The sequence below is a fragment of the Candidatus Pedobacter colombiensis genome, from assembly GCA_029202485.1.
GTDB lineage: Bacteria > Bacteroidota > Bacteroidia > Sphingobacteriales > Sphingobacteriaceae > Pedobacter > Pedobacter colombiensis.
The window spans coordinates 3727546-3751461 of sequence record CP119313.1 but is presented as its reverse complement, the minus strand read 5'-3'; the positions used below and the strand labels follow the sequence as shown (position 1 = coordinate 3751461).

The following is a 23916-nucleotide window of genomic DNA, read 5'->3' as shown; positions in this document are numbered from 1 at the left end:
CTTTGTCTTAAATTTTTATTGTCGTAATTCCCCTTGATCATGCCGATTATACTCACCTTTATTTAAAACAATGGATATGACATTTACATTATAAATCTACTACTTCCGTAGTTAATTTTATTAGTAGGTAATTCTTTGGTTGTAAGGGAGAAAATATTTTATAGCTTTGTAGAATGGTAATTTTTTTACCCGAAAAATCCCTATTCTCGAATAAATGATGAACGATTAATTCGTCAATTTGAATTGAAAAAAAACTATTTTTTCTTTATTCGAAAAAGTACGGCTTTTTTATGGTAATTAGAGTTATACCTGTTTTTTGTGCAGTATCTCTTTTTTCAAACATGACCCGAATTTTCCTTAATAGCGTAACAGTTTTATTATTTTTCATTTTTTCTTTTGCTCTTGATACTCAGGCTCAAACCAGGTATTATGTTAGTGCCACGGCAACTGGTGCGGAAACGGGTACAAGCTGGCAGGATGCATTTACAACGCTCACCGCAGCCATCACCAAATCCGCTACTGGAAATGAAATCTGGGTTGCCAGGGGAACATATATTTCAGCGGCTACAACAGCGGGAACCTTTACCCTTAAAACAGGTGTTAAGATTTATGGTGGTTTCGCAGGGAATGAGACTTCTCTGAGCCAACGTGTTGCTGGAGCAAACGGTCTTTTTACCGTTAATGAATCGATATTAGATGGTCAGAATATTAACTATCATGTGGTTACTTCCTCGAATAATAATACCACTTTGCTAGATGGGTTCACCATTACCCGTGGTTTAACATTAGGAACTTCTACTTCACTTTCTGCGGCTTATATCGGTGCCGGAATTTATGTGAGCGGTGGGGCGGGAGTATTTCAAAATCTATGGCTTAAAGGAAATAATGCATCCGCAGGCGGTGGAGCAATTTATTCTGCCGGTGTGTCCGCAGCTTTTAAAAACCTTTTAGTAGAAGGTAATAACCTTCAGCGGGCAGGTTCTGGTGCCGGTATCTATAATACGGGAGCATCCGCAACCTTTGAAAAAATTACATTTAGAAACAATACAGGTGCCAGTACCGGTGGTGGTATTAACAATGTTGAAGCCAATGTCACAATGACTGATGTTGCCTTTGAAAATCATAGTGTTACCACTTATGGCGGTGGATTATTTAATTCCGGAAATAACTTAAACATCAACCGGGCCTCTTTTATTGGTAACAATGCTATTGTGCGGGGTGGCGGTTTATATAGTGTTACGGGAACAGGTTTTGTCTTGAACAACAGTGTGTTTAGTCAAAATGCAATCACTAGCGTAAGTGCGTCTTATCTGGGTGGAGGCTTATACTTTGCATCAGGATCAGGAAATATTTATAATTGCACTTTCAGTAACAACACAATTCCTTATTCCATTGACAATGTGAATACTTATGGAGCGGCTCTCTATTCTAGTCCTACGACATTCAATGTGTACAACAGTATTTTTTGGGGTAACAAGCGTGGTGGCGATGTCCCTGATCAGTTAAATACATCTGTTAAGTTTGGTGTTTCCAATAACCTCATCCAGAATGGATTCGATAATTCCGTAAATACAATTATTGGTGACCCTGAATTTGAAAATGCAGCAATCAACGATCTGAGACTTAAGAATGGATCTGTAGCCATCAATGTTGGAGTTAATGCACAAGTAGGAACTGTTACGGATATTGCAGGGAATACAAGGATCGTTGATGGTGTGGTAGATCTTGGAGCTTATGAACATCCAATAGGTGCTCCGGCATCTATCCTACTTCAGCCCTCGGTTATTGGTAATGTTACACGTGGTAATCCTTATCAACTACAGCTAACCACTTCAGGGTCCGGGGCTGCGACTTTTCAAGTAACTTATGGCAGCCTGCCCCCGGGGATTAAGTTGAATACACAGACGGGACTGTTGAGTGGGATTGCAATGTTGAGTGGCGACTATAATTTTGTGGTGAAAGTTAGCGGGGGGGGACAGACAACCAGCAAGCAGTATACCATGAATGTCAATACTTCCCCTGCTAGATTACATGTTCGGGCATCCGCCACTTCTGGAGATAACTCGGGTGCAAATTGGACTGATGCTTACGTCAGACTGCAAACTGCGATCGAGCTGGCGAAGAGTGGCGATGAGATTTGGGTCGCTAAGGGAACTTACTCCCCGGCTCAACATATCGATTCTACTTTCAACATGGTTTCGGGAGTAAAAATTTATGGTGGTTTTGCCGGAACGGAGACGCAGTTGAACCAACGCGTAGCAGATGCAAAGGGAAAATATACCGTCAATGAGTCTATATTAAGTGGTAATAACATTAATAACCATGTGGTATACAGTGTGCTGGCATTAAGTTCGGAGTCAACACTTGATGGCTTCACCATCACAGCAGGATTAGCTAACTCAAGTGGTGTGAAGTCGTATGGGGCAGGTATTTATATCAGTGCTGTTCCCGGAAATGGAATCTATAATAATCTGGTCATCAAAAATAACAGTGCCAATACTTATGGCGCTGGAATGTACAATAACTCAGTAGGAATTCATCTGAATAATATTTCGTTTGAAAACAATGTGGTGACAACCACTAACAGGTATGGTGGCGGACTTTACAATAGTGGTGCCAATCTGGAATTGAACAATGTTAGCTTTAAAGGAAACCAGGCCATAAATGGTGGCGGGATGTGGAACAACGGCGCGGGGGTCACCATTACCAAATCAACCTTTGAGGAAAACGCAGCAACAAGTGGTGGTGGACTATATACTAGTGGTACAGTTAACATCAACCAGGCATCCTTTATTAAGAATACCTCTATTGGTAATGGCGGCGGGCTTTATGGGATTGGTACCATTACAGTCACCAACTCTATATTCAGTACAAACAGCATAACAGCAGCCCTGGTAACAACAGCTACATATGGTGGGGGGATGTACTTTAGTGGTACCGGAACTATTACCAACTGTACTTTCAGCAACAATACAACCAACTATACTGTTGCTGGTGCAACTACTTATGGAACCGGTTTATATGCCGCTCCTGCAGCATTCGGTATTTATAACAGTATTTTCTGGGGTAATAAACGTGGCAATGATGTGGCCGATCAGATTGGTGGAACGGTTACTAATCTGGCCTACAATTTGATTCAGGATGATTATAATTATGGGTCGAATACCATTATCGGTAGTCCGGAATTTGAAAATGCATTGGCGCATGATCTGCGTTTGAAAAACGGTTCTGTAGCCATCAATGCAGGAAGCAATGCCTATGTAGGAACAGCGAACGACTTGGCTGGAAATGCAAGGATCATCAATAATATCGTCGACCTAGGTGCCTATGAAAATACAAATGCAAGTGCCGGATCTCTGGCGATCCTGCCAGCTACTTTGCCGGTAGCCCGTAGGGGAGCAGCATACAGTCAGCAGCTTAGTACTTCTGAAACTTCAGGGGTGATTACCTGGGAACTTACCTATGGTACACCTCCATTGGGTATACTTTTCAACAAGCAAACCGGAGTACTAAGTGGCGTGCCTATGTATTCAGGTACTTATACGTTTGTGATTAAGGCCATACAGAATGGAGTAATGGCAACAAGGCAATACAATTTACAGGTAAACGATGGGGCGACCCGCTGGCATGTTAAAGCGAATGCCACTGGTGCCAATAATGGTGCCGACTGGACAAATGGATTAACAAGATTACAGTCTGCGTTGGGAATGGCGAAGGACGGCGACGAAATCTGGGTAGCCAAAGGAGTTTATTCGCCTGCCGCTCACGTTGATTCTACCTTCAACCTGGTCTCGGGTGTGAAATTATATGGTGGTTTTGCTGGAACGGAAACACTTCTTTCGCAACGTATTGCAGATGCCAATGGGAAATTTACCCTCAATAATACAGAGCTCAGTGGTGCCTCAATAAACAAGCACGTGGTCTCTAGTACTACACTAATGTCGGTGGAGACACTCTTGGATGGTTTTACAGTTTCGGGAGGAAACGCCACTGTTAATGCGATTTATGGTACCGGGATTTATAGTCTTGTGGCTGCGGTAAATGGAACCTATAAAAACCTGATCGTTAAAAATAATATAGGCGCTACGCTAGGAGCAGGAATGTACAATACAGCTATAGCGATCAAACTGGAAAATATTCTTTTTGAAGGGAACATGGCTACGCTTTCTACCAGGTATGGGGGAGGGCTTTATAATAATGGAGCAAATGCAATCATAAACAATGTGACCTTCCGTGGCAACCAGGCTATTCAGGGAGGAGGGATGTACAATAATAGTAACAATGTAACGACCAATAATGCCGTTTTTGAAAACAACAGTGTAACTACTATAGGAGGTGGTCTGGTAAATGCAGGTAGCAATTTTATCCTGAATAATGCCGTGTTTGAAAATAACACAGCGACGACAGCCGGTGGTGGATTTAATACTGCAGGTTCGGCTACGCTGACCGATGTCACCTTCCGTGGAAACAAAGCAACAACAACCGGTGCTGGGATTTCAGGTACAGGAACATTGACCATCGACCGTGGCTTGTTCATTAACAATATTGCAGTACAGAATGGAGGTGGTATCTTTATGAGTGGTACCGGTACAACTACCTTAACGAATGTGGCATTTAGCCGAAATGCTGTAACTTCTACAAGTACTTATTATGGCGGTGGTGTATATGCAGGGAGTACGACAACCAATATCGTTAATGGTACTTTTAGTAAAAATACGGTAGCCCGGACGGCCGTGAATAGTGGTGGTGGTTTATACCGTGCTGGGGGGACAGTAAATGTGACCAATAGCATTCTATGGGGGAATACCCAGGGAACCGGTTTGTCAGATCAGCTCAACACAGGAGTAACCTCTGTGGCCAATAGTACTGTTGAAGATGGTTATGCTACCGGATCGGCCATTCTTGTCGGTGATCCGCTGTTTACTGATCCTGCAAATGATAACCTGACCTTAAAAACGGGATCACTCGCTATAGATAAAGGGAATAATGCTGCTACCGCTACAAGTAAAGATCTTGATGGCAATCCAAGGATTTATAATTCGATTGTCGATCATGGTGCTTATGAAAATCAAGGTGGGGCTTCCCTGAAAATTACACCACTAACGCTTGGAACAATTACCAGGGGGACACTGGTAGATATTCAGTTGGTTGCTACCGGCGGAACAGCGCCTTATACCTGGAGCATCTTATCCGGAGATCTGCCACTTGGTTTATCGATCACTGCGAGTGGCCGGATTCAGGGACGGGTGATGAAAAGTACTCCAGGTGGTGATACTTTTGTGATTGCTGTAGCCGATGGTACACTCATTGGTAGTAAACAGTATACCATTGAAGCTGTTCCAGCACCAGCACGTTTCTATGTGAAAAAGGGTGCAACAGGAAAAGCAAATGGGATTAGCTGGACGGATGCCTTTACAGATCTGCTACCGACATTAAATTATGTAGTTGCAGGAGATGAAATCTGGGTGGCCAAGGGGACTTACCTGCCAGGAACTGGGACAGATGTCAACGGTACCTTTACCATGAAGTCGGGCGTAAAATGGTACGGTGGTTTTGCCGGAACAGAAAATGAATTAACGGAGCGGGTGGCAGATGCTAACAAATTATATGCGGTTAATGAAACCATTCTTTCAGGAAATAATAAAAGCTATCACGTAGTGACTAATCTGGAGCAATCTACAAAAGAAACTATCATAGATGGATTTAGTATTACGGGTGGTAGAACTGCAACAGGGTCGACTTCTATTGCTTATAGTGCTGCGGGTATTTATAATAATGCCGGTGAGGCAGTATTCAGGAACTTGTGGGTAAAGAACAATAATGCGGATAGATTTGGTGCTGGTATTTACAATAACGGCCCGTCTACCTTTGAAAACATCCGTATCGAGAAAAATATTGTTGCTGTTGGAGCAGGTTATGGGGGTGGTTTATACAACCTTAATGCCTTTGCGATTCTGCGTAACCTGACTTTCGTAGAAAATGAAGCGATATATGGCGGGGGTATGTTTAATACCGTTGCCAATCTGACTGCCGAAAACCTGACTTTTTTAAGAAATAAGGCTAGTACTGCCGGTGCCGGAATATACCATAACACTGGTATCCTCAACCTTAAAAAGAGCACATTTGAAGGGAATGCTGTAGTGGGAAATGGTGGTGGATTAATGACCACGACCGGCCTTAACGCAGAAGACCTGGTATTTAAGAATAATACAGCTACCACAACAGGTGCCGGTATAATGAGTGCAGGAACGTTAACCTTAAACAGGGTTTCTTTTATCGGCAATATATCTGGGCAACATGGTGCCGGGCTTTATAATTATGGAGCTTCAAGACTCGACAATGTCGTGTTCAGCCAGAACAAGATCACCACAAATTCTACGTCAGGCTATGGTGCAGGGATGTACAATTATGGCGGTGCATCAGTGCTCAGCAATACCTCCTTCAGTAACAACACTACGGCCTATATACATGCCACGACCAGTACCGGTGCCGGGTTTTATTTCCGTGCGGGTTCTACCGCTATTTACAACAGTATTTTCTGGGGTAACAAGAGAGGTAATAATATATCTGATCAGATTGGTGGCGCAGTAACTATTGCCAATAGTATTGTCGAAAATGGTTATGTCGGTGGAACAAATATTTCCATTGGAAATCCATTGTTTACAGATGCTGCAACAGATAACCTTAAAGTTAAAGGTGGGTCGCCAGCGATAGATGTGGGTGACAACGCAGCGAGCGGAACGTCACTTGATCTGGCCAATTTGCCAAGGATAGTCAATGGAATTGTCGACCTTGGTGCTTATGAAAATCAAGGTGGGGAAAGCCTTAGTATCCTGCCGACAACCTTACCTGGTTCGGTACGCGGTACCAATATAAATGTACAGTTTACAGCTACCGGTGGTGGTACATCGTTAACCTGGAGCGTTTCTTCAGGAACTTTACCTACAGGACTTAGCCTTAGTGCAGGTGGGCTTCTTTCTGGAAGAACAATGTACATTGGGAACTATACCTTTGTGGTTTCTGTTACCGATGGAGAGTTTGCCGGCGCAAAACAATATAACGTTGTGGTTACCGCAGGTGCAACCAATATTTATGTAAGCGAAGGCGCTACTACTGGACGTAAGGATGGCAGCAGCTGGCCAAATGCATTTACCGATTTGCAATTGGCATTGGGACAGGCAACAGCCGGAGATCAGATCTGGGTAGCCAAAGGGAATTATAGCCCCGGATTACTAGCTACCTCTACTTTTACCTTGAAGGAAAATGTAAAAATCTACGGTGGTTTTGCAGGTACAGAAGAAACCTTTGCAGCAAGAGATACCAGCCTAATACATACGATTCATAAAAGTATCCTCGACGGAAGTCAGGGGGTGGCCAGTTACCACGTAGTATCGAGTACTACGGCTGTTACTTCAGAAACCATCCTCGACGGATTTACCATTTCCGGAGGACGTACATTGACTACTACAAGTACCAGCTATCCAAGTGTACCCGACCTAGGTGCAAACTATTATGGCGCTGGTATTTATACCAGTCTTGGGCGACCAATATTTAATAATCTAATCATTACCAATAATACAGCTCTTTATGGTGGAGGGGCATTTGTCCTTTCGGGAGTAGCTACCTTTACCAATTCCAAAATTATCGCTAACAGCACCATTGGTAACCTCGGCCGCGGTGCGGGTATTTATAACCATACCGGTGGAATTACTGTTGATAAAGTGCTTTTTGAAGGGAATTTCATTACCGCAGGGTCTAATACTTATGGCGGGGCTATTTTCAATAGTGGTACCGCTTTGGTCAGCAATACTATTTTTAAAGATAACATTACCGGCGGTACAGGTTACGCTTATGGCGGGGCCATTTATAGTGGAACGACTTTGCCTGTTAAAATTTTCAATACCACTTTTATAGGAAATCAGGCACTCAATGGTGGTGCCGTATACATCAATTCAGGATCACCGGAATTTACCGATGTTACCTTTAAATCTAATCGTTCAAGGGCGCTTGGTGGTGCTGTTATCGCGGCAGGTTCTCCGGTCTTTGAACGTGTATATTTTATTGACAATGAATCTACGCAGCATGGTGGTGCATTACAAACCACCGGGACAGCCAAATTAAATAACGTAGTTTTTAGTCGCAACCGCATCGTTTCTTCAACTACTGCCGTTGCTTACGGTGGAGCAATGTATGCCGGTTCAACTGCTACATTGACCAATGTAACTTTTAGTAACAACAGCATCTCCCGTACCGCTGCAGGTGGGGGGGCTTTGTATCGTGCAGGTGGTACAGTTACCATCAGCAATAGCATCTTCTGGGGCAATAATCGTGCAGATGGTGTAGCCGATCAGATCCTGGGTGTAGTTACTATTGATAAAAGTATCGTTCAGGATGGTATTACCGGAGGTACCAATATTGCCATTGGCAATCCACTCTTTACCGATGCTGCAGCAGACAATCTTCGTTTAAAAGGGGGATCACCGGCTATTGATATGGGCGACAATACTAAGGTGATTGGGACCACTGATGTGGAAGGAAACCCGAGGATTTTCAATGATATAGTAGATATGGGTGCCTTTGAGAATCAAGGTACCGCCAGTCTGATCATCAGTCCGGCTACCCTTCAGGCTTATAACCGTGGAGATTTGCTGGAAGTACCACTTACTGTGTCTTCAGGAACAGGCAATCTGGTATGGAACATCACTTCCGGGGTGTTACCATCTGGACTTGGTCTGGATGCCAATGGTGTACTAAAAGGCAGGCCAATGGAAGCGGGAACATTTACCTTTGTGGTAGGTGTTACCGATGGGTCGCTTGTCGGTAGAAAACAATATACCATATTGGTGAATCCATCAGCAACACAGCTATTTGTGAATGTTGTTGCGGTATCTGGCAGAAATGATGGCAGTAGTTGGGAACATGGATTTACAGATTTGAAGGTCGCCATTGCGAAAGCACTTGCGGGTGATCAGATCTGGGTAGCCAAAGGAAGTTATAGTCCCGGAACACTGGCAACCAGCTGGTTCACCATGAAAGAGGGAGTGCAAGTATATGGAGGCTTCGCGGGGACAGAAACGAAACTTAGCGATAGAACGCTGTCGTTGATCCATACGGGTAACCAGACGATACTGGACGGTAGTGAGGGCCTGGCAAGCAGGCATGTTATATTTAACAATATTGCGCTAAGCAATACCACTGTGCTGGATGGGTTTACCATCAGCGGGGGGCAGGGGCTTGCCGGTACTGACTCTGATAACAACCGTGGCGCAGGGATTTACAACTACGGTTCTGTAAAAGCTATTTTCAGGAATCTGCGTGTCATCAATAACAAAGCAGAAAGAGGTGCCGGTATTTACAATATGGGAGCGGCCGTTTATGATAAGATCTTATTTGAAGGAAATGAAGCCAACTCTATAGGTGGTGGTTTCTTTAACCTGAGTGGCACAATAATGATGACAGATGTGACCTTCCGGGGAAACAGTGCGAAAGTCAACTCAGGAGGTCTTTCGCAAAGTGGTGGAATTGTGAATATCGATCGCGGATCATTTATTGCAAACACCGCAGGTCAACAGGGCGGCGGGATGTTCAACAGCTCCGGAACGGCAAATCTGACCAATGTCATCTTCAGCAGAAACGCAGTCACGACAGCAGGAGGTTATTATGGTGGTGGTATATATTCCGCCGCTACGACCAATCTGAACAATGTCACTTTCAGCGATAATAAGATTGCCTTTACAAATGCCACTACGATTGGTGGTGCCGGATTGTACCGCTCGGCAGGTACGGTAACCATAAACAATAGTATCTTCTGGGGAAATACCCGTGGAGGTAATGTTCCTGATCAGCTGACAGCTGCATTGAAAGTCAGCAACTCGATTGTTCAGGGCGGTTATCCAACAGGAATAAATATTCTGATCGGTGACCCACTATTTATCAATTCTGCGCTAGATGATTTGCAGTTGAAAGGTGGATCACCGGCAATTGATGCTGGTGATAATTCCAGTAATACATCAACCATAGACCTTGCGGGAAACCCAAGGATTATCAATGATATCATCGACATTGGTGCCTATGAAAGTTTGGGTGGCAATGGACTGAAAATTCAACCTTCAGTATTCCCTTCATCTGCACGTGGACTTGATCCTAACTTCCAGATGAGTGTTACTGGTGGTACTGGAGATTATACCTGGACGCTGCAGTCGGGCACATTGCCAACAGGTTTGATATTAACAGAGAATGGATTAATTACAGGAAGACCAACTGTATCTGGTACGTACATCTTTGTGGTCTCAGTTACCGATGGCACGCTGGTAGGTAGTAAGCAGTTTAATGCGGTGATTACCGATGGGCCATCGCGATTATATGTGAGACAAGCGGCGACAGGGAATAACAATGGTAGCAATTGGGTAAATGCTTTTACAGATTTACAGACGGCATTGACGCAAAGTAAGGCTGGAGATGAAATCTGGGTAGCTAAAGGCACCTATTATACCGGGTCTCTAGCCAGTTCTTATTTTACTTTAAAGGAAGGTGTCAAAATGTATGGTGGTTTTGCCGGAACAGAAGAACTCCTTACAACAAGAAATATAGATAACATACGTACCAGTAATGAAACCATTCTTGATGGTAGTCAGGGTACGGTTAGTCATCACGTAGTATATAACACTGCCGCACTAACTGCTGCAACTGTATTGGATGGCTTTAGTATCCAGGGAGGGAAGGCAGCCATCAATAGTAGCGGAGTCAGTTACTATGGAGGCGGTATTTACAATTCCGGTGGTGCTGCTGTTTTCCGTAATTTATGGATTAAAAATAATAGTGCAGCTTATGGTGGTGGTTTATACCATTCCGGAGATGCAGAATATACAGACATCATTTTTAGCAATAACCAGTCAAGGGGAACAAATGCCAGGGGGGCGGCGGTCTACAATGTAAGCGGCTTTAAGCTAACCAAAGGTGTTTTTCAAAATAATCAATTGGTAGATGGCGGTACCACTTATGGAGCAGCAATATTCAATTCCGGACCGTTGACGCTTAATGAGGTGAAGTTTGAGAATAACCTGCTCAGCAGTGGATATGGAGGTGCTATTTATTCCAACTCAAGCGCAATCATTAACATTAATAAGGCTGAATTTACAGGAAACAGGGCGACTACAGGTGGGGCGGTATACCAGGCAAATGGTACAGGGACCTTTACTGATGTACAGTTTAAGGACAATACGGCTACAGCTTCTGCCGGAGCATTATATGCTGCGGGAGTACTTAATATCAACAGGGTTTCCTTCATCAATAACTCTTCAGGACAACATGGTGGAGCATTATGGTCGGCAAGTACACTGAAAATTGACAATACTATTTTTAGCAGGAACAGTATAACTTCTACGTCAGGGTATTATGGGGGTGCTGTTTTTCTGAGTTCGGGAAATGCACTGATCAACAACACCAGTTTTAGTAACAACAGCATTGGCTATAAGGCCGCTTCCACTTTAAGTTATGGTGGCGCTTTATATCGGTCAGGTGGTACCACAACCATCAACAACAGTATTTTCTGGGGCAATAAACGTGGGAATGATATTCCTGACCAAGTGAATGCAGGCATTATTATTGCCACCTCCATCGTTCAGAATGACTATGTCGGGGGAACTGATATTAAAATCGGAGATCCGATGTTCGAAAATGCAGCTGGCGATAACCTGCACCTTAAAGGAGGTTCATTGGCAATTGATGCCGGTGAGAACAACTGGCAGATTTTTGATAAGGATTTGGCAGGTAATCCAAGGATCGTAAATGGAACGATCGATCTGGGTGCTTATGAGCAGGACGGCAATGGCAGGCTAATGATCAGCCCTGCAGTCATCAATTCTATTCCAAGAGGAACGGCTTTGAATCTGCAATTGGTTGCTACCGGAACTACATTACCAGTTAGTTGGAGTTTGCAAACAGGTAAATTACCTACTGGTGTTACTTTCTCAGCTGATGGGAAATTTAAAGGAGTACCTACAGTTGTGGGCACTTACACCTTTGTTATTGGTGCTACTGACGGGCAGATTCTGGGCAGCAAACAATACAGTATTACCGTGCAAAATGGTATTAGCCGTTTGTTTGTGAGCAGTGCTGCTAAGGGCGATAACAATGGAAGTAACTGGGCAAATGCATTTACAGATGTACAAGCGGCGTTGGAACTTGCCGGGGCGGGCGACGAAATCTGGGTAGCAAAAGGGACCTATTATTCTGGGCCACTGGCTACCTCAACCTTTAAATTAAAGGAAGGGGTAAAGTTGTATGGTGGTTTTGCAGGAACGGAAGCAGCGTTGGCAGATCGGAATATGGCCGACCTGCGTAGCCTGAATGAAACCATCCTGGATGGTAGTCAGGGGGTAGCCAGCTACCATGTCATAACTAATACACTGGCACTAACCTCGGCTACGATCCTCGATGGATTTAGTATCCAGGGTGGTAATGCAACCTTGGTGAGTGGTATCAATTATCAGGGGGGTGGTATTTATAACAACCTGGGTGCGGTTCAGTTCAGTAACCTGTGGATAAAGAACAATAACGGAACTTATGGTGGGGGTATTTACAATAATGGAGATGCAGTATATACAAACATCCTGTTTAGCAATAACCAGGCAAAAGGAACAAGTGCACGTGGTGCGGCAGTTTATAATGCAAAAGGCTTTAAGCTGAGCAAAGGGATATTTGAAAACAATAAAATTTTGGAGTCCAGCAGTTATCCGGGGTATGGAGCAGGTATCTTTACTACCGGGGTGTTGGATCTTTCTGAAGTAGAATTTAAAAACAACAGCATTCTTAATGGGCAGGGAGGAGCGATTTACAGTAACTCCAGTGCAGTGGTCAAAATCAATAAAGGAACTTTTACCGGAAACAAAGCGACAACCGGCGGAGCCTTGTTTATTGCCAGCGGAACTCAGGTGCTCGAAGAGGTTACTTTCACTGATAATACTGCAAGTTCATCTGGTGGGGCTATTTATGCCAGTGGTGTTTTGGTACTCAACCGTGCTTCTTTTATACATAACTCGGCAGTGCAACACGGTGGAGCCATCTGGTCCAACAGCAATCTGAAGATCGACAATAGTATTTTCAGTCGCAATGAGGTGACTTCAACGGCAGCTTATTACGGTGGTGCCATCTACATCAACTCTAATGATGTACTGATCAACAACTGTAGTTTTAGCAAAAATAATATCGGCTATGCCAAAGGTACCGTAACTTTGAGTTATGGTGGCGCACTGTACCGCAATTCTGGAACCGTAACCATACACAATAGTATTTTGTGGGGCAATACACGTACAGGTACTATTGCTGATCAGCTCAATACTGGGGTCATTGTGGGGAGTACCGTTGTGCAGGGGGATTATGCTACCGGTACAGATGTTAAAATTGGCGATCCTTTATTCATGGATGTAGCAGTAGACAACCTCCAGCTGCAGGGCGGCTCGTTGGCTATTGATGGTGGGGATAACAGCTGGCAGGCCTATGATAAGGACCTTGCCGGAAAAGCCAGGGTGGTTAATAATATTATCGACCTGGGCGCTTATGAAAATGAAAGTACAGAGAGACTTATGATCAATCCGGAAAGGATTGAAGCCATCACCAGGGGAACTTTCCTAAATCTTCCATTCAACTACACCGGAACCAGCCTACCGGTAACCTGGAGCCTTCAGGCAGGAAAACTTCCTCCGGGTGTATTACTGACAACTGATGGAAAGCTAACAGGTGTGCCAAATCTTATTGGTATCTATACTTTTGTGGTTGGTGCTACGGATGGAAACCTAAGTGGTAACCGGCAGTATAAATTAACGGTGCAGAATGGTACTGGCAGATTATATGTACGTCAGGCTGCTACGGGTGCTAACAATGGTAGTGATTGGACAAATGCCTTGAACGACCTGCAACCGGCATTGGAACTGGCCATGGCAGGAGATGAGATCTGGGTAGCCAAAGGAACTTATTACAGTGGTCCGCTGGCTGCATCAACCTTTAAGCTAAAAGAAGGTGTAAAGATGTACGGTGGATTTGCCGGAACAGAGACGACAATCGAAGCGCGGGATACTTTGAAAATCAGAACGGATAACGAAACTATTTTAGACGGTAGTCAGGGTGTTGCGAGTTATCACGTTGTGTATAATGCTATAGCTCTTACGAATGCAACTGTATTGGATGGTTTCAGTATACAAGGTGGTGGATCGGCGGTCAATACCTCAAACAACAGTATCAATTTTTATGGTGGAGGTATTTACAATTCACTGGGTACAGTAGTTTTTCGTAACCTATGGATCAAGAATAATTTAGGTGTGTATGGGGCTGGATTGTATCACAGTGGTGATGCTACCTATACTGATGTGATTTTTAGCAACAACAGATCTACCGGCTATTATGCACGTGGTTCTGCAGTATATAATGTGAGAGGATTCAAGCTGAACAAAGGGGTATTCGAAAACAACAGAATTATTGAGGGTTCGAGCTATCCCGGATATGGAGCGGCGATGTTTAGCACCGGACAGGCCGATCTGAATAACATCAGGTTTGAAAACAATACGTTAACCAATGGACAGGGTGGAGCCATTTATGTCAATTCGGGCGCAGTCACCAACCTGAGCAATGCCAGCTTCAGCGGAAGCAGGGCGACTACCGGAGGTGCTATATATTTTGCAAATGGTACAGCAAACCTGAAAAATATCATTTTTAAAGATAACGTCGCTACAGCTGCCGGTGGAGTGATTTATGCTTCGGGCGTTTTGAACATTGACCGGGCCTCATTCCAAAACAATACGTCGGGACAACATGGTGGTGCAATCTGGAGCAATGCTACATTGAATATCAGCAATACCACCTTTAGTCACAATAAAATCAGCAATACCTCTGCTTATTTAGGGGGTGCGGTATATATCTATACAGGAACAGCTACGCTGACCAATACTACCTTTAGTAAAAACAGTATCGGATATTATAAAACAGGAACAGTAAATTATGGTGGTGCATTGTATCGCAATTCGGGAACAGTGACATTAAACAACAGTATTCTTTGGGGAAATACCCGTGGAGAAGGAATGCCTGATCAGCTGAACCTGAACATTAAGGTAAACAATGTATTGATAAGCGGTGGTTACGCTACGGGGCTGAACATCATAGATGCGAACCCTGCTTTTGTGAATGCCGATGGTGATGACCTGGCACTTACTGGCTGCTCACCGGCAATCAATACAGGCGACAATAACCTGGCTCCTGCGGGAACTGTAGATAGGTTAGGTAATCCGAGAACCAAGGGAGAAGTGATTGATCTTGGGGCCATAGAATACCAGTCGGATGTGATCACTTTAAATCCCGCAACTATGCCGCAAATCCCACGTGGAGCTGTATTCAACCTGCAGTTGCAGGGAGTTGGCGGAACAGGTAGTTATACCTATAAGTTGGTTTCGGGCAAGCTTCCTGATGGATTGTCAATGGATGCTTCCGGACTCATTACTGGTAATCCTATTGTGATTGGTAAATATACTTTTGTGATCAATGTGACCGATGGAACCTTATGTGGCAACCGTGTTTACAATATGGATGTAGTAGCCGGTACAGGAGTGGTGCGTATCCTGGTTAATCAGGAGGCAACAGCTGGTCAGAACAATGGTAGCACCTGGGAGAATGCCTACCTTGATCTGCAGAATGCACTTAAGGTATCTCTTCCGGGAGATCAGATTTGGGTAGCCAAAGGAACTTATAGCTCAGGAACACTGGTAACTTCTTACTTCACCTTAAAAGAAGGTGTTAAAATTTACGGTGGTTTCGCGGCTACCGAGTCGACACTTGCCGAAAGGGATTCGCTGAAAATCAGAACGGATAACGAAACCATTCTGACGGGTAATAATATCAGCAGACACGTGGTGTATAATTATGCTGCCCTGACTGCGGCGACGGTGCTTGATGGATTTAGTATCAGCGGCGGACGGTCAGTGCCAACGGGTACAAGTACCGGGGAGGCCTATATCGGTGCCGGTATTTATAACAGGGTTGGAGCGGCAATATTCAACCACCTTTGGATCAAAAATAACTATTCCAATACTTATGGTGGCGGGATGTACAATGGCGGAATCGGAGTATTGAGCAACATCATTTTTGAGAACAATGGAACGGTGAATACTTCGGGTTCCTATCGTTACGGAGGTGGTTTATACAATGTAGGAGCGGCAACAATTCGCCAGCTCAAGTTCATCAACAATACAGCTGCTTATGGTGGAGGAATGTATCAGGCCTCAGCAACAGTAACCATCAATGACCTATTATTTAAAGACAATAAAGCTACACAGGGTGGTGGTTTTTACAGTTACTCGGGTAAGGTGACGTTGAATGATGCCACCTTTATCGGAAACACGGCAACGCAACATGGTGGTGGTTTATACCAATGGTCATCAACATTGACCGTCAATAATGCCACGTTCAGCCGTAATAAGGTAATTGGTACGGCTGCTTACTTCGGCGGTGCTTTTTACCAGTATACGGGAACCTCAACACTGGTTAACGTGACGATGAGTAACAACAGCATTGCCTTTGTGACTAGTGCAGTGACCAAATATGGTGGTGCTATCTATAGAAATGCAGGAACGTTAAATCTTTACAATAGTATCGTTTGGGGTAATCAGCGAGGCAATGGTGTGGTTGATGAACTTAACCTGAATGTCAAACCAGTGAACGCGCTGATTCGTGGTGGCTATGCGGCAGGAAAAGTGATCGTCGACAAAGATCCCTTGTTTAACTTAAGTAATGAAGATGATCTTTCGCTATCGGCTTGTTCTCCCGCCATCAATATGGGCGACAATTCTCTTTCTGCGGGTATCCTGAAAGATCTTGCCGGACAGCCGAGGATTAAAACGGAAATCGTGGATCTGGGGGCTTTTGAAAGTCAGCAGGATAGGATTAATGTGGGACCTGCAGTATTGCCTGAAGGTTTAAGAGGGGTAATCTATGAACACCAGATGGTTTCTTCAGGAGGGTCGGGAAGTTATACTTATGCAGTGAGTTATGGCGCATTGCCTGATGGCTTATTACTGAGCCCGTCTGGAAGGTTGACCGGAAGACCGATCAATGCGGGCTTGTATACCTTCAACATCACTGCTAGCGATGGTAACCTATGTGGAAACAGGCTATACACCTTTGAAGTGAAAATGGGTACTGGAAAGGTGCGGATCTATGTAAACCAAGCTGCTACCTCAGGGATGAACAATAGTGCGAGCTGGGAACATGCATTCCTGGACTTGCAAAAGGGGCTCAGCTCTGCAATGGCAGGAGACACGATCTTTGTGGCCAAAGGAACCTATGTACCCGGTTTGAAAGTGAATGACTACTTTACACTGAAAGAGGGCGTTAAAATATACGGTGGTTTCGCAGCTACAGAAAAGGGGCTTGCGGATAGGGATTCAACGGCTATTATGACTACGAATGAAACCATCCTTGATGGGGCAAACCGAAGTTATCACGTTGTGTTTAACAGGGCAGCCCTGACCGATGCCACGGTACTGGACGGGTTTACGATCAGCGGAGGTAAAACCGCCAATGCTACCAGTACTGCGGATGTCTACAATGGCGGAGGTATTTACAATGGGCTGGGAAAAGTTATCTTTAAAAACCTATGGGTTAAAAATAACTATGCCTATTATAGTGGAGGAGGAATCTTCAATAGTGGGGCCGCCACTTTTAGTAACATTACGCTTGAAAATAACACCGTAGTTCAGCTTGGTGGTGGACTTTACAACAATGCTGCAGCTACTTTTAAAGACATCAAATTCATCAATAATAAAGGTAGTCAGGGTGGAGGAATGTACCACATCAGCGCTGTGGTGGAGATGAAGGATGTGGTCTTTAAAAACAATACCGCAACCGCAACCGGAGGTGCATTCTATAATGCAACCAATGGAAAACCTAATGTCACAAGTGGATTGTTTGTGGGTAATACGGCCGCACAGCATGGCGGTGCCATTTATAATTACTCAGGTACTTTTAACTTGATTAATGGAGCCTTCAGCAGGAACAGAACTACGGTGAACGGTTACTATGGCGGTGCATATTACCATTATACAGGAACGACCAATATCATAAACTCGACCTTTAGCAACAATACTTCTGCCTATATCAATGCCTCTACGACCACCAAATATGGTGGCGCCTTATATCGTAATACCGGAACAGTGAATGTCGCCAATAGTATCTTCTGGGGTAATACACGTGCAAATGCAATTCCGGATCAGATGAATACTGGAATCATTGTATCCACCAGTACGGTACAAAACGGATATGTAACCGGAACAACCATATCGACGAAGGATCCTCAACTGGCAAATGCGGCTGCAGATGATCTTTCACTTGCACCTTGTTCTCCAGCAATCAATATGGGGGATAACATAAAGATTGCCGGAACGAATAAAGATCTTGCGGGCGAAGACAGGATCAAACATACAGTGGTTGATCTTGGTGCGTATGAGTTCCAGGGGGTATATCTTGAAAATGCAGAACAGGAGCTTCCGGCGGCCGACCAATGGACAACCTATACCCATCAGCTTCAGCTGGCGGAAAGTGGATCTTATACCTATTTCGTGAGTCAGGGTTTATTACCTGACGGCTTAAGTTTGAGTAGCTCCGGTTTGATTTCCGGTGAGCCGGCAGTGGCTGGAAATTACGAGTTTACCTTGGCTGTTCAGGGATCAGATGTTTGCGGCTCACTGAAAGTGAAGTTAAAAGTAAATCCGCGCGCTGCCTATATCATTGAAGTATTGAAACCTTACCCGGTTCCTGTTAAGAAAGATACAGGAACGCCTTTTGAACAGTTGAACCTGGTGACACAGGTAGAAGTCGTGATGAGTGATAATAGTCATGCTACGTTCCCTGTTACCTGGCAACCTGGTAACTATGATGGCAATTTAGAAGGTATTTATGAGCTAACTGGAACCTTAACTATTCCAAACCCAGATGTCAACAGAAACAACCTGACAGCAACGGCGAAGGTTGCAGTCATTACGCCAATATATTCATATATTATTGCTGTGGCGCCACTGCCTCCGGTAAAGGTATTATCGGGCACGCCATACAGCAATGTGCTGCCATTATTGCCTAAACAGGCACAGGTGACTTATGATGATGGCGTTACTAAAGAAATGTTGAACCTGACCTGGAAGCAGGGCAATTATAATTCTAAGGTGGGGGTATACCGCTTATATGCTACATTGGGTATTAAGGAGGAACATGCTAACCCTGCCGACTTTGAAGCGAATGTAGATGTATATGTACAACATAACATTATAGAAGTTGAGGATCTGGCAGATATCACAGTGGATCTAAATACACCTGCTGCTAGTCTGCCATTACCTGGTACCGTAAGGGTAACTTATCATGATCAGACTACTGGATTACTTAACGTGATCTGGGATAGGACGCCTTATGTGGCTAATAAAGGTGCAGAGTATGACCTGAAGGGAACAATCCAGTTGAATGACCTGGTTACCAATACGGGCTTGTTATTTGCCAACAATACAGTAATCATCCGTAAAAATATTGTCTCTATAGAGGGGCAGTATACGGCTAGTACGCCTTACGATACCCCATTTGATGAGGTGAAACTACCAGAAACAGTAAAGGTTAATTTTGATGATGGTACTCGGGATACCGTAGGGGTTGAATGGACACCGGGTACTTATAATCAGTTGCAAAGCGGTGATTATACGCTTACCGGCACCCTGCTCCACAATGAAAGTATCGACAATAAGAGCAACATCAAAGCGCAGATGATACTTACAGTGTTGCCAAAACCTAAGAACATTGTAAGTATTGCAGTGTTGGATACGGTGAAGGTGAGCTATGGCACATTGCTGAAAGCGATTCCAGAGCTGACTGCAGCGGTAAAGGTAACTTATGACGATGGGAGTAGTGGCACGCTGAACATGACCTGGGATACCGAAGGTTATGACCCACTGGTTCCTGAGGTTTACTCCTTTATTGGAGATCCGGTACTGATTCCGGGAGTGGTTAATAAAGACGTCAAAACAGCAGAATTAAACATACAGGTAGGCAACAAAAAAGTAATCGCCGTACAGAATCCGGTTGCAATCATCGTTAAATATGGAACACCGGTGGAAGATATTCCTTTCCCGGAAACTGTAAATGTGACCTATAATGACCAATCTGTAGGTACGGAAGGGGTGATCTGGAGTTCCGAAACTTATAATGAGCTGCTTCCTGGGGTGTATGTGTTTAAGGGAACCCTGGTTACAGGTGATGATATTGATAACCCGGACAACCTAATGGCAACTGTTAGCGTCACTGTTGGACCAAAACCACTTGAAGTGGTAAGTGTTGCAGCAAGTACTGTGCTTGTGCCTTTTGGTACCAGCTTTGCCAATGCACAACCGTTATTCCCTGCGCAGGTGAAGGTGACCTACGACAATGGAAGTACAGGTATGCTGAACGTTGTATGGGAGGAAGGCGATTACATTGCTGATATGCCTGATGTATATGAACTGAAAGGCACCTTGCAGCTCCCTGAGGATATTCTTAATCCGAATGATGTGGAGGCAATGTTAACTGTAACTGTAGGTAAGCACCTTATTGATACTTATACCCGTCCGGATTCTATAACGGTAGTTTTCGGTACAGCACCGGAAGCCTTGACTCTACCAGGACAGTTGAATGCACAGTTTGTAGACGGAGGTAATGATGACCTGAGTGTAGATTGGGATTTTGCTCCTTATAATGGAAATCTTGCGGGATCTTATGTGTTAAATGGAAGCTTTACAATGACTGATGAGGTGGAGAACCCTAAACAGGTAAACCCACAGATCGTGGTTACGGTATTGCCAAGGGAGAAAGAAATCGTTGCGCTAAAAGCAGATACCATCAATGTAGCATTTGGTACTCCATTGGAAAGCTTAAAGTTCCCTTTGATTAGCAAGGCCACATTGGATGATGGTACAGTGATCGATGTTGCTGTACAGGACACTTCATTCAAGTCACAGCTCTATAATGGTGATGCTACAGGTGAGTATCTTTTTGAAGGTGCCATTGTGGTGCCTCAGGGAATTTTAAATACCAATAACCTGATGCCAAAAGTTGTGGTGATCGTCGACAGAAAACAAATTGACAGTATAGAAACCCTGGGGGGAATCAGCGTAGATTACGATACTGAATTTGATGCGCTGACATTACCAGAAGCGATAAAGGTAACTTATAATGATGCCTCGGAGGAGTTGCTTTCTGTTTCCTGGGCTAAGGGTACTTATGATGGCAAAACAGCGGGGGTATATACCTTGCATGGGACGATGGTTATTCCTGACGATGCTGACAATCCGAAAGGACTACAACCTGTAATTACGGTGACAGTAGCAGAACGCATTAAAAAACTGCTTTCTATTACAAGAGATTCGGTTGAGGTGAGCTATGGGACGTTGCACACTGATATCTCTTTCCCAACTATGGTAAAAAGCTTGTTTGATGATGGTAGTACCATGAGTCTTACTGTTATCAAATGGGAGAATACAGACTATGATGCTACGAGCCCGGATTCGTATGAATTTGTGGCTGATGTCATCATGCCACCGCTGATTGAGAATCCGGATTCAATCAAGGCGGTAATTACCGTAAATGTGGCCCCGCGTTATATTATTAGTGTAACAGATCCAGTGGCTTTAACCGTTCCTTACGGTACAGCTTTTGGGACGTTGATGCTGCCGGAGACAGTTACGGTGACTTATAACAATAATGAACAGGATGACTTGTCGGTGAACTGGGATAGCAGTACTTATAATGGCATGGTTGCCGGTGATTACATACTTCCGGGTACAATAATTCTTGACTCGCCGGAAGAGAACAAAGACAATAAAACGACCACTATTAAAATAACGGTATTGCCAAAATTGTTGGCGCTCGATTCTGTACTGGTAAATACACCGCTACATTTACCGTTCGGCACTACACAAGAACAAGTCCTTGCAAAGTTAGGAACACAGCTTGATGCCATCTTTACGGATGGGACAACAGGTAAAGTTGCCGTTAGGTGGGAGTCGTCATTATTCAATGGAAATGATCCGGGGTCTTACAGCTTCACTGGTTTGCTCGATATGGAAGGGAAAGCTGAAAATCCTAAAGACATTACACCGAAGGTAGAAGTGATTATTGACAATAAAAATGTGATTGCTGTGGAGACGCTGGCTGATCTGATTGATGTATATGGCAAGCCTTTTTCTGCACTTGATTTGCCGGCAACCGTAATGGTGACTTATGACGATCAGACTACAGCCAACTTACCGGTACTGTGGAATGAAAGCGAGTATAATCCTGAATTGTTAACACCGCAAACCATTCATGGTGAGATAGAGCTGACTGATGATGTGAGTAATCATACAAACCTGCAGCCGCAGATTAAGGTGACGCTTTGGAAAGACGTATTTTCGGTAGCAAAGCTGGCACCGATCACTGTAAAGTATGGAACGCCATTTGCAAATCTAGGCTTACCTTCATCAATTGAAGTAACCTATAACGACGGGTCGAAAGCGCTGTTGAGTATCACCTGGGATCAGGCAGCTTATGCTGCAGCTACAATAGGGGAACTAAACCTTACAGGCGGATTAACCTTGTCGTCGAATACCTTTAATACCACTGATCAAGTTGCAAGTGTAAAGATCATTATTGAGAAGGCTACACAAACCATCACTTTTGCACCTGTGGGTAATAAGAATTATGGTGATGCACCATTCAAGCTAATCGCTACAGCTTCTTCAGGATTGCCAGTAACTTTTGAACTGTTGGATGGTAAGCTTGATCTTAACGGGGGTATGGCGACAATCGAAGGTGCCGGGGATGTTGTGTTGAAGGTTTTACAAGCAGGGGATGCCTTTTTTGCTCCTGCAGAAGCACAACAATCTTTTAAAATCAACAAGGCGATGCTAACGGTTTCGGGAGATACCTTAACAAGATATTTTGGCAAGGAGAATCCACCTTTCACCTATCATATGAAAGGATTTAAATATGAGGAAACGGATACGCTGGTTCGTGCTGATGCTACGTTGGAAGGGGAACCTGCTTTTAGTACAGCAGCAACGCTGAGCAGCCCTGCGGGAGATTATCCGGTAATGCTGAGTCTGGGTACACTGCAAGCGGATAACTATGAATTTACCTTCGAGCCTGGCTTATTGACTGTTAAGAATTTATACCATACGATCACTTTTGAGACGAGGGGTGGAACAACTATCGATCCAATAAAGATAGCAGATGAAGCTAAGCTCCCTATAGTAACGACCACAAAAGCAGGAATGATTTTTTATACCTGGTTTTGTGACGAGCATATGGAAACAGTTTTTAATTTTGACGGTGCAATCACGGAATCCATGACGCTTTATGCAGATTGGACGATCACATCATTGCCAGACTCCGGGGCACTTAGTATGCGTACTGTGGCAGACTATATGCTTGGATTAAATGAGCTGACTACGGTAGAACGTACGGCACCATTTTCACTGTCTCTGTTGAATGGTAAGAGTCACCTTCAGGGGAAGACTGCACCTTTCAAGCTGAGCGACTGGTATGGATATGGACCGCTGAAAAAGGCATTGTTGAATACAGGTATGGTAACTGCAAAAGATGAAACGGCAGTCAACATAGCGATAGCATTGCTTAATAATGGTGGAACGGCCTTAACAGGTAGCGGTATTTGCTGGAGTACAGTTGAACATCCAACCATTGCAGATACTAGGGTAAATGCCACCAATATCGACGACAGTCAGGTGTTAGTGGATGGCCTGATGGTAGGCGTAGATTATTACGTGAAGGCTTTTGCCATTAATCAGGCTGGAGTAAGCTATGGCAATGAACTGGTGTTCAGAATTAAAGAAGGTGGTTTAATAGAAATGATTAAGAAATAAAAGA

General features: G+C 44.2%; 1 protein-coding gene. It reads left to right on the top strand.

Going from position 1 to position 23916, the window contains the following annotated elements; translation table 11 throughout:
- The first annotated feature begins 341 nt into the window (after positions 1 to 341).
- Positions 342 to 23912 carry an Ig-like domain-containing protein gene (locus P0Y49_15705; protein WEK18236.1) on the top strand — a complete coding sequence of 7857 codons (23571 nt, stop codon included), beginning with the start codon at positions 342 to 344 and terminating at the stop codon, positions 23910 to 23912.
- Positions 23913 to 23916 lie beyond the last annotated feature (4 nt).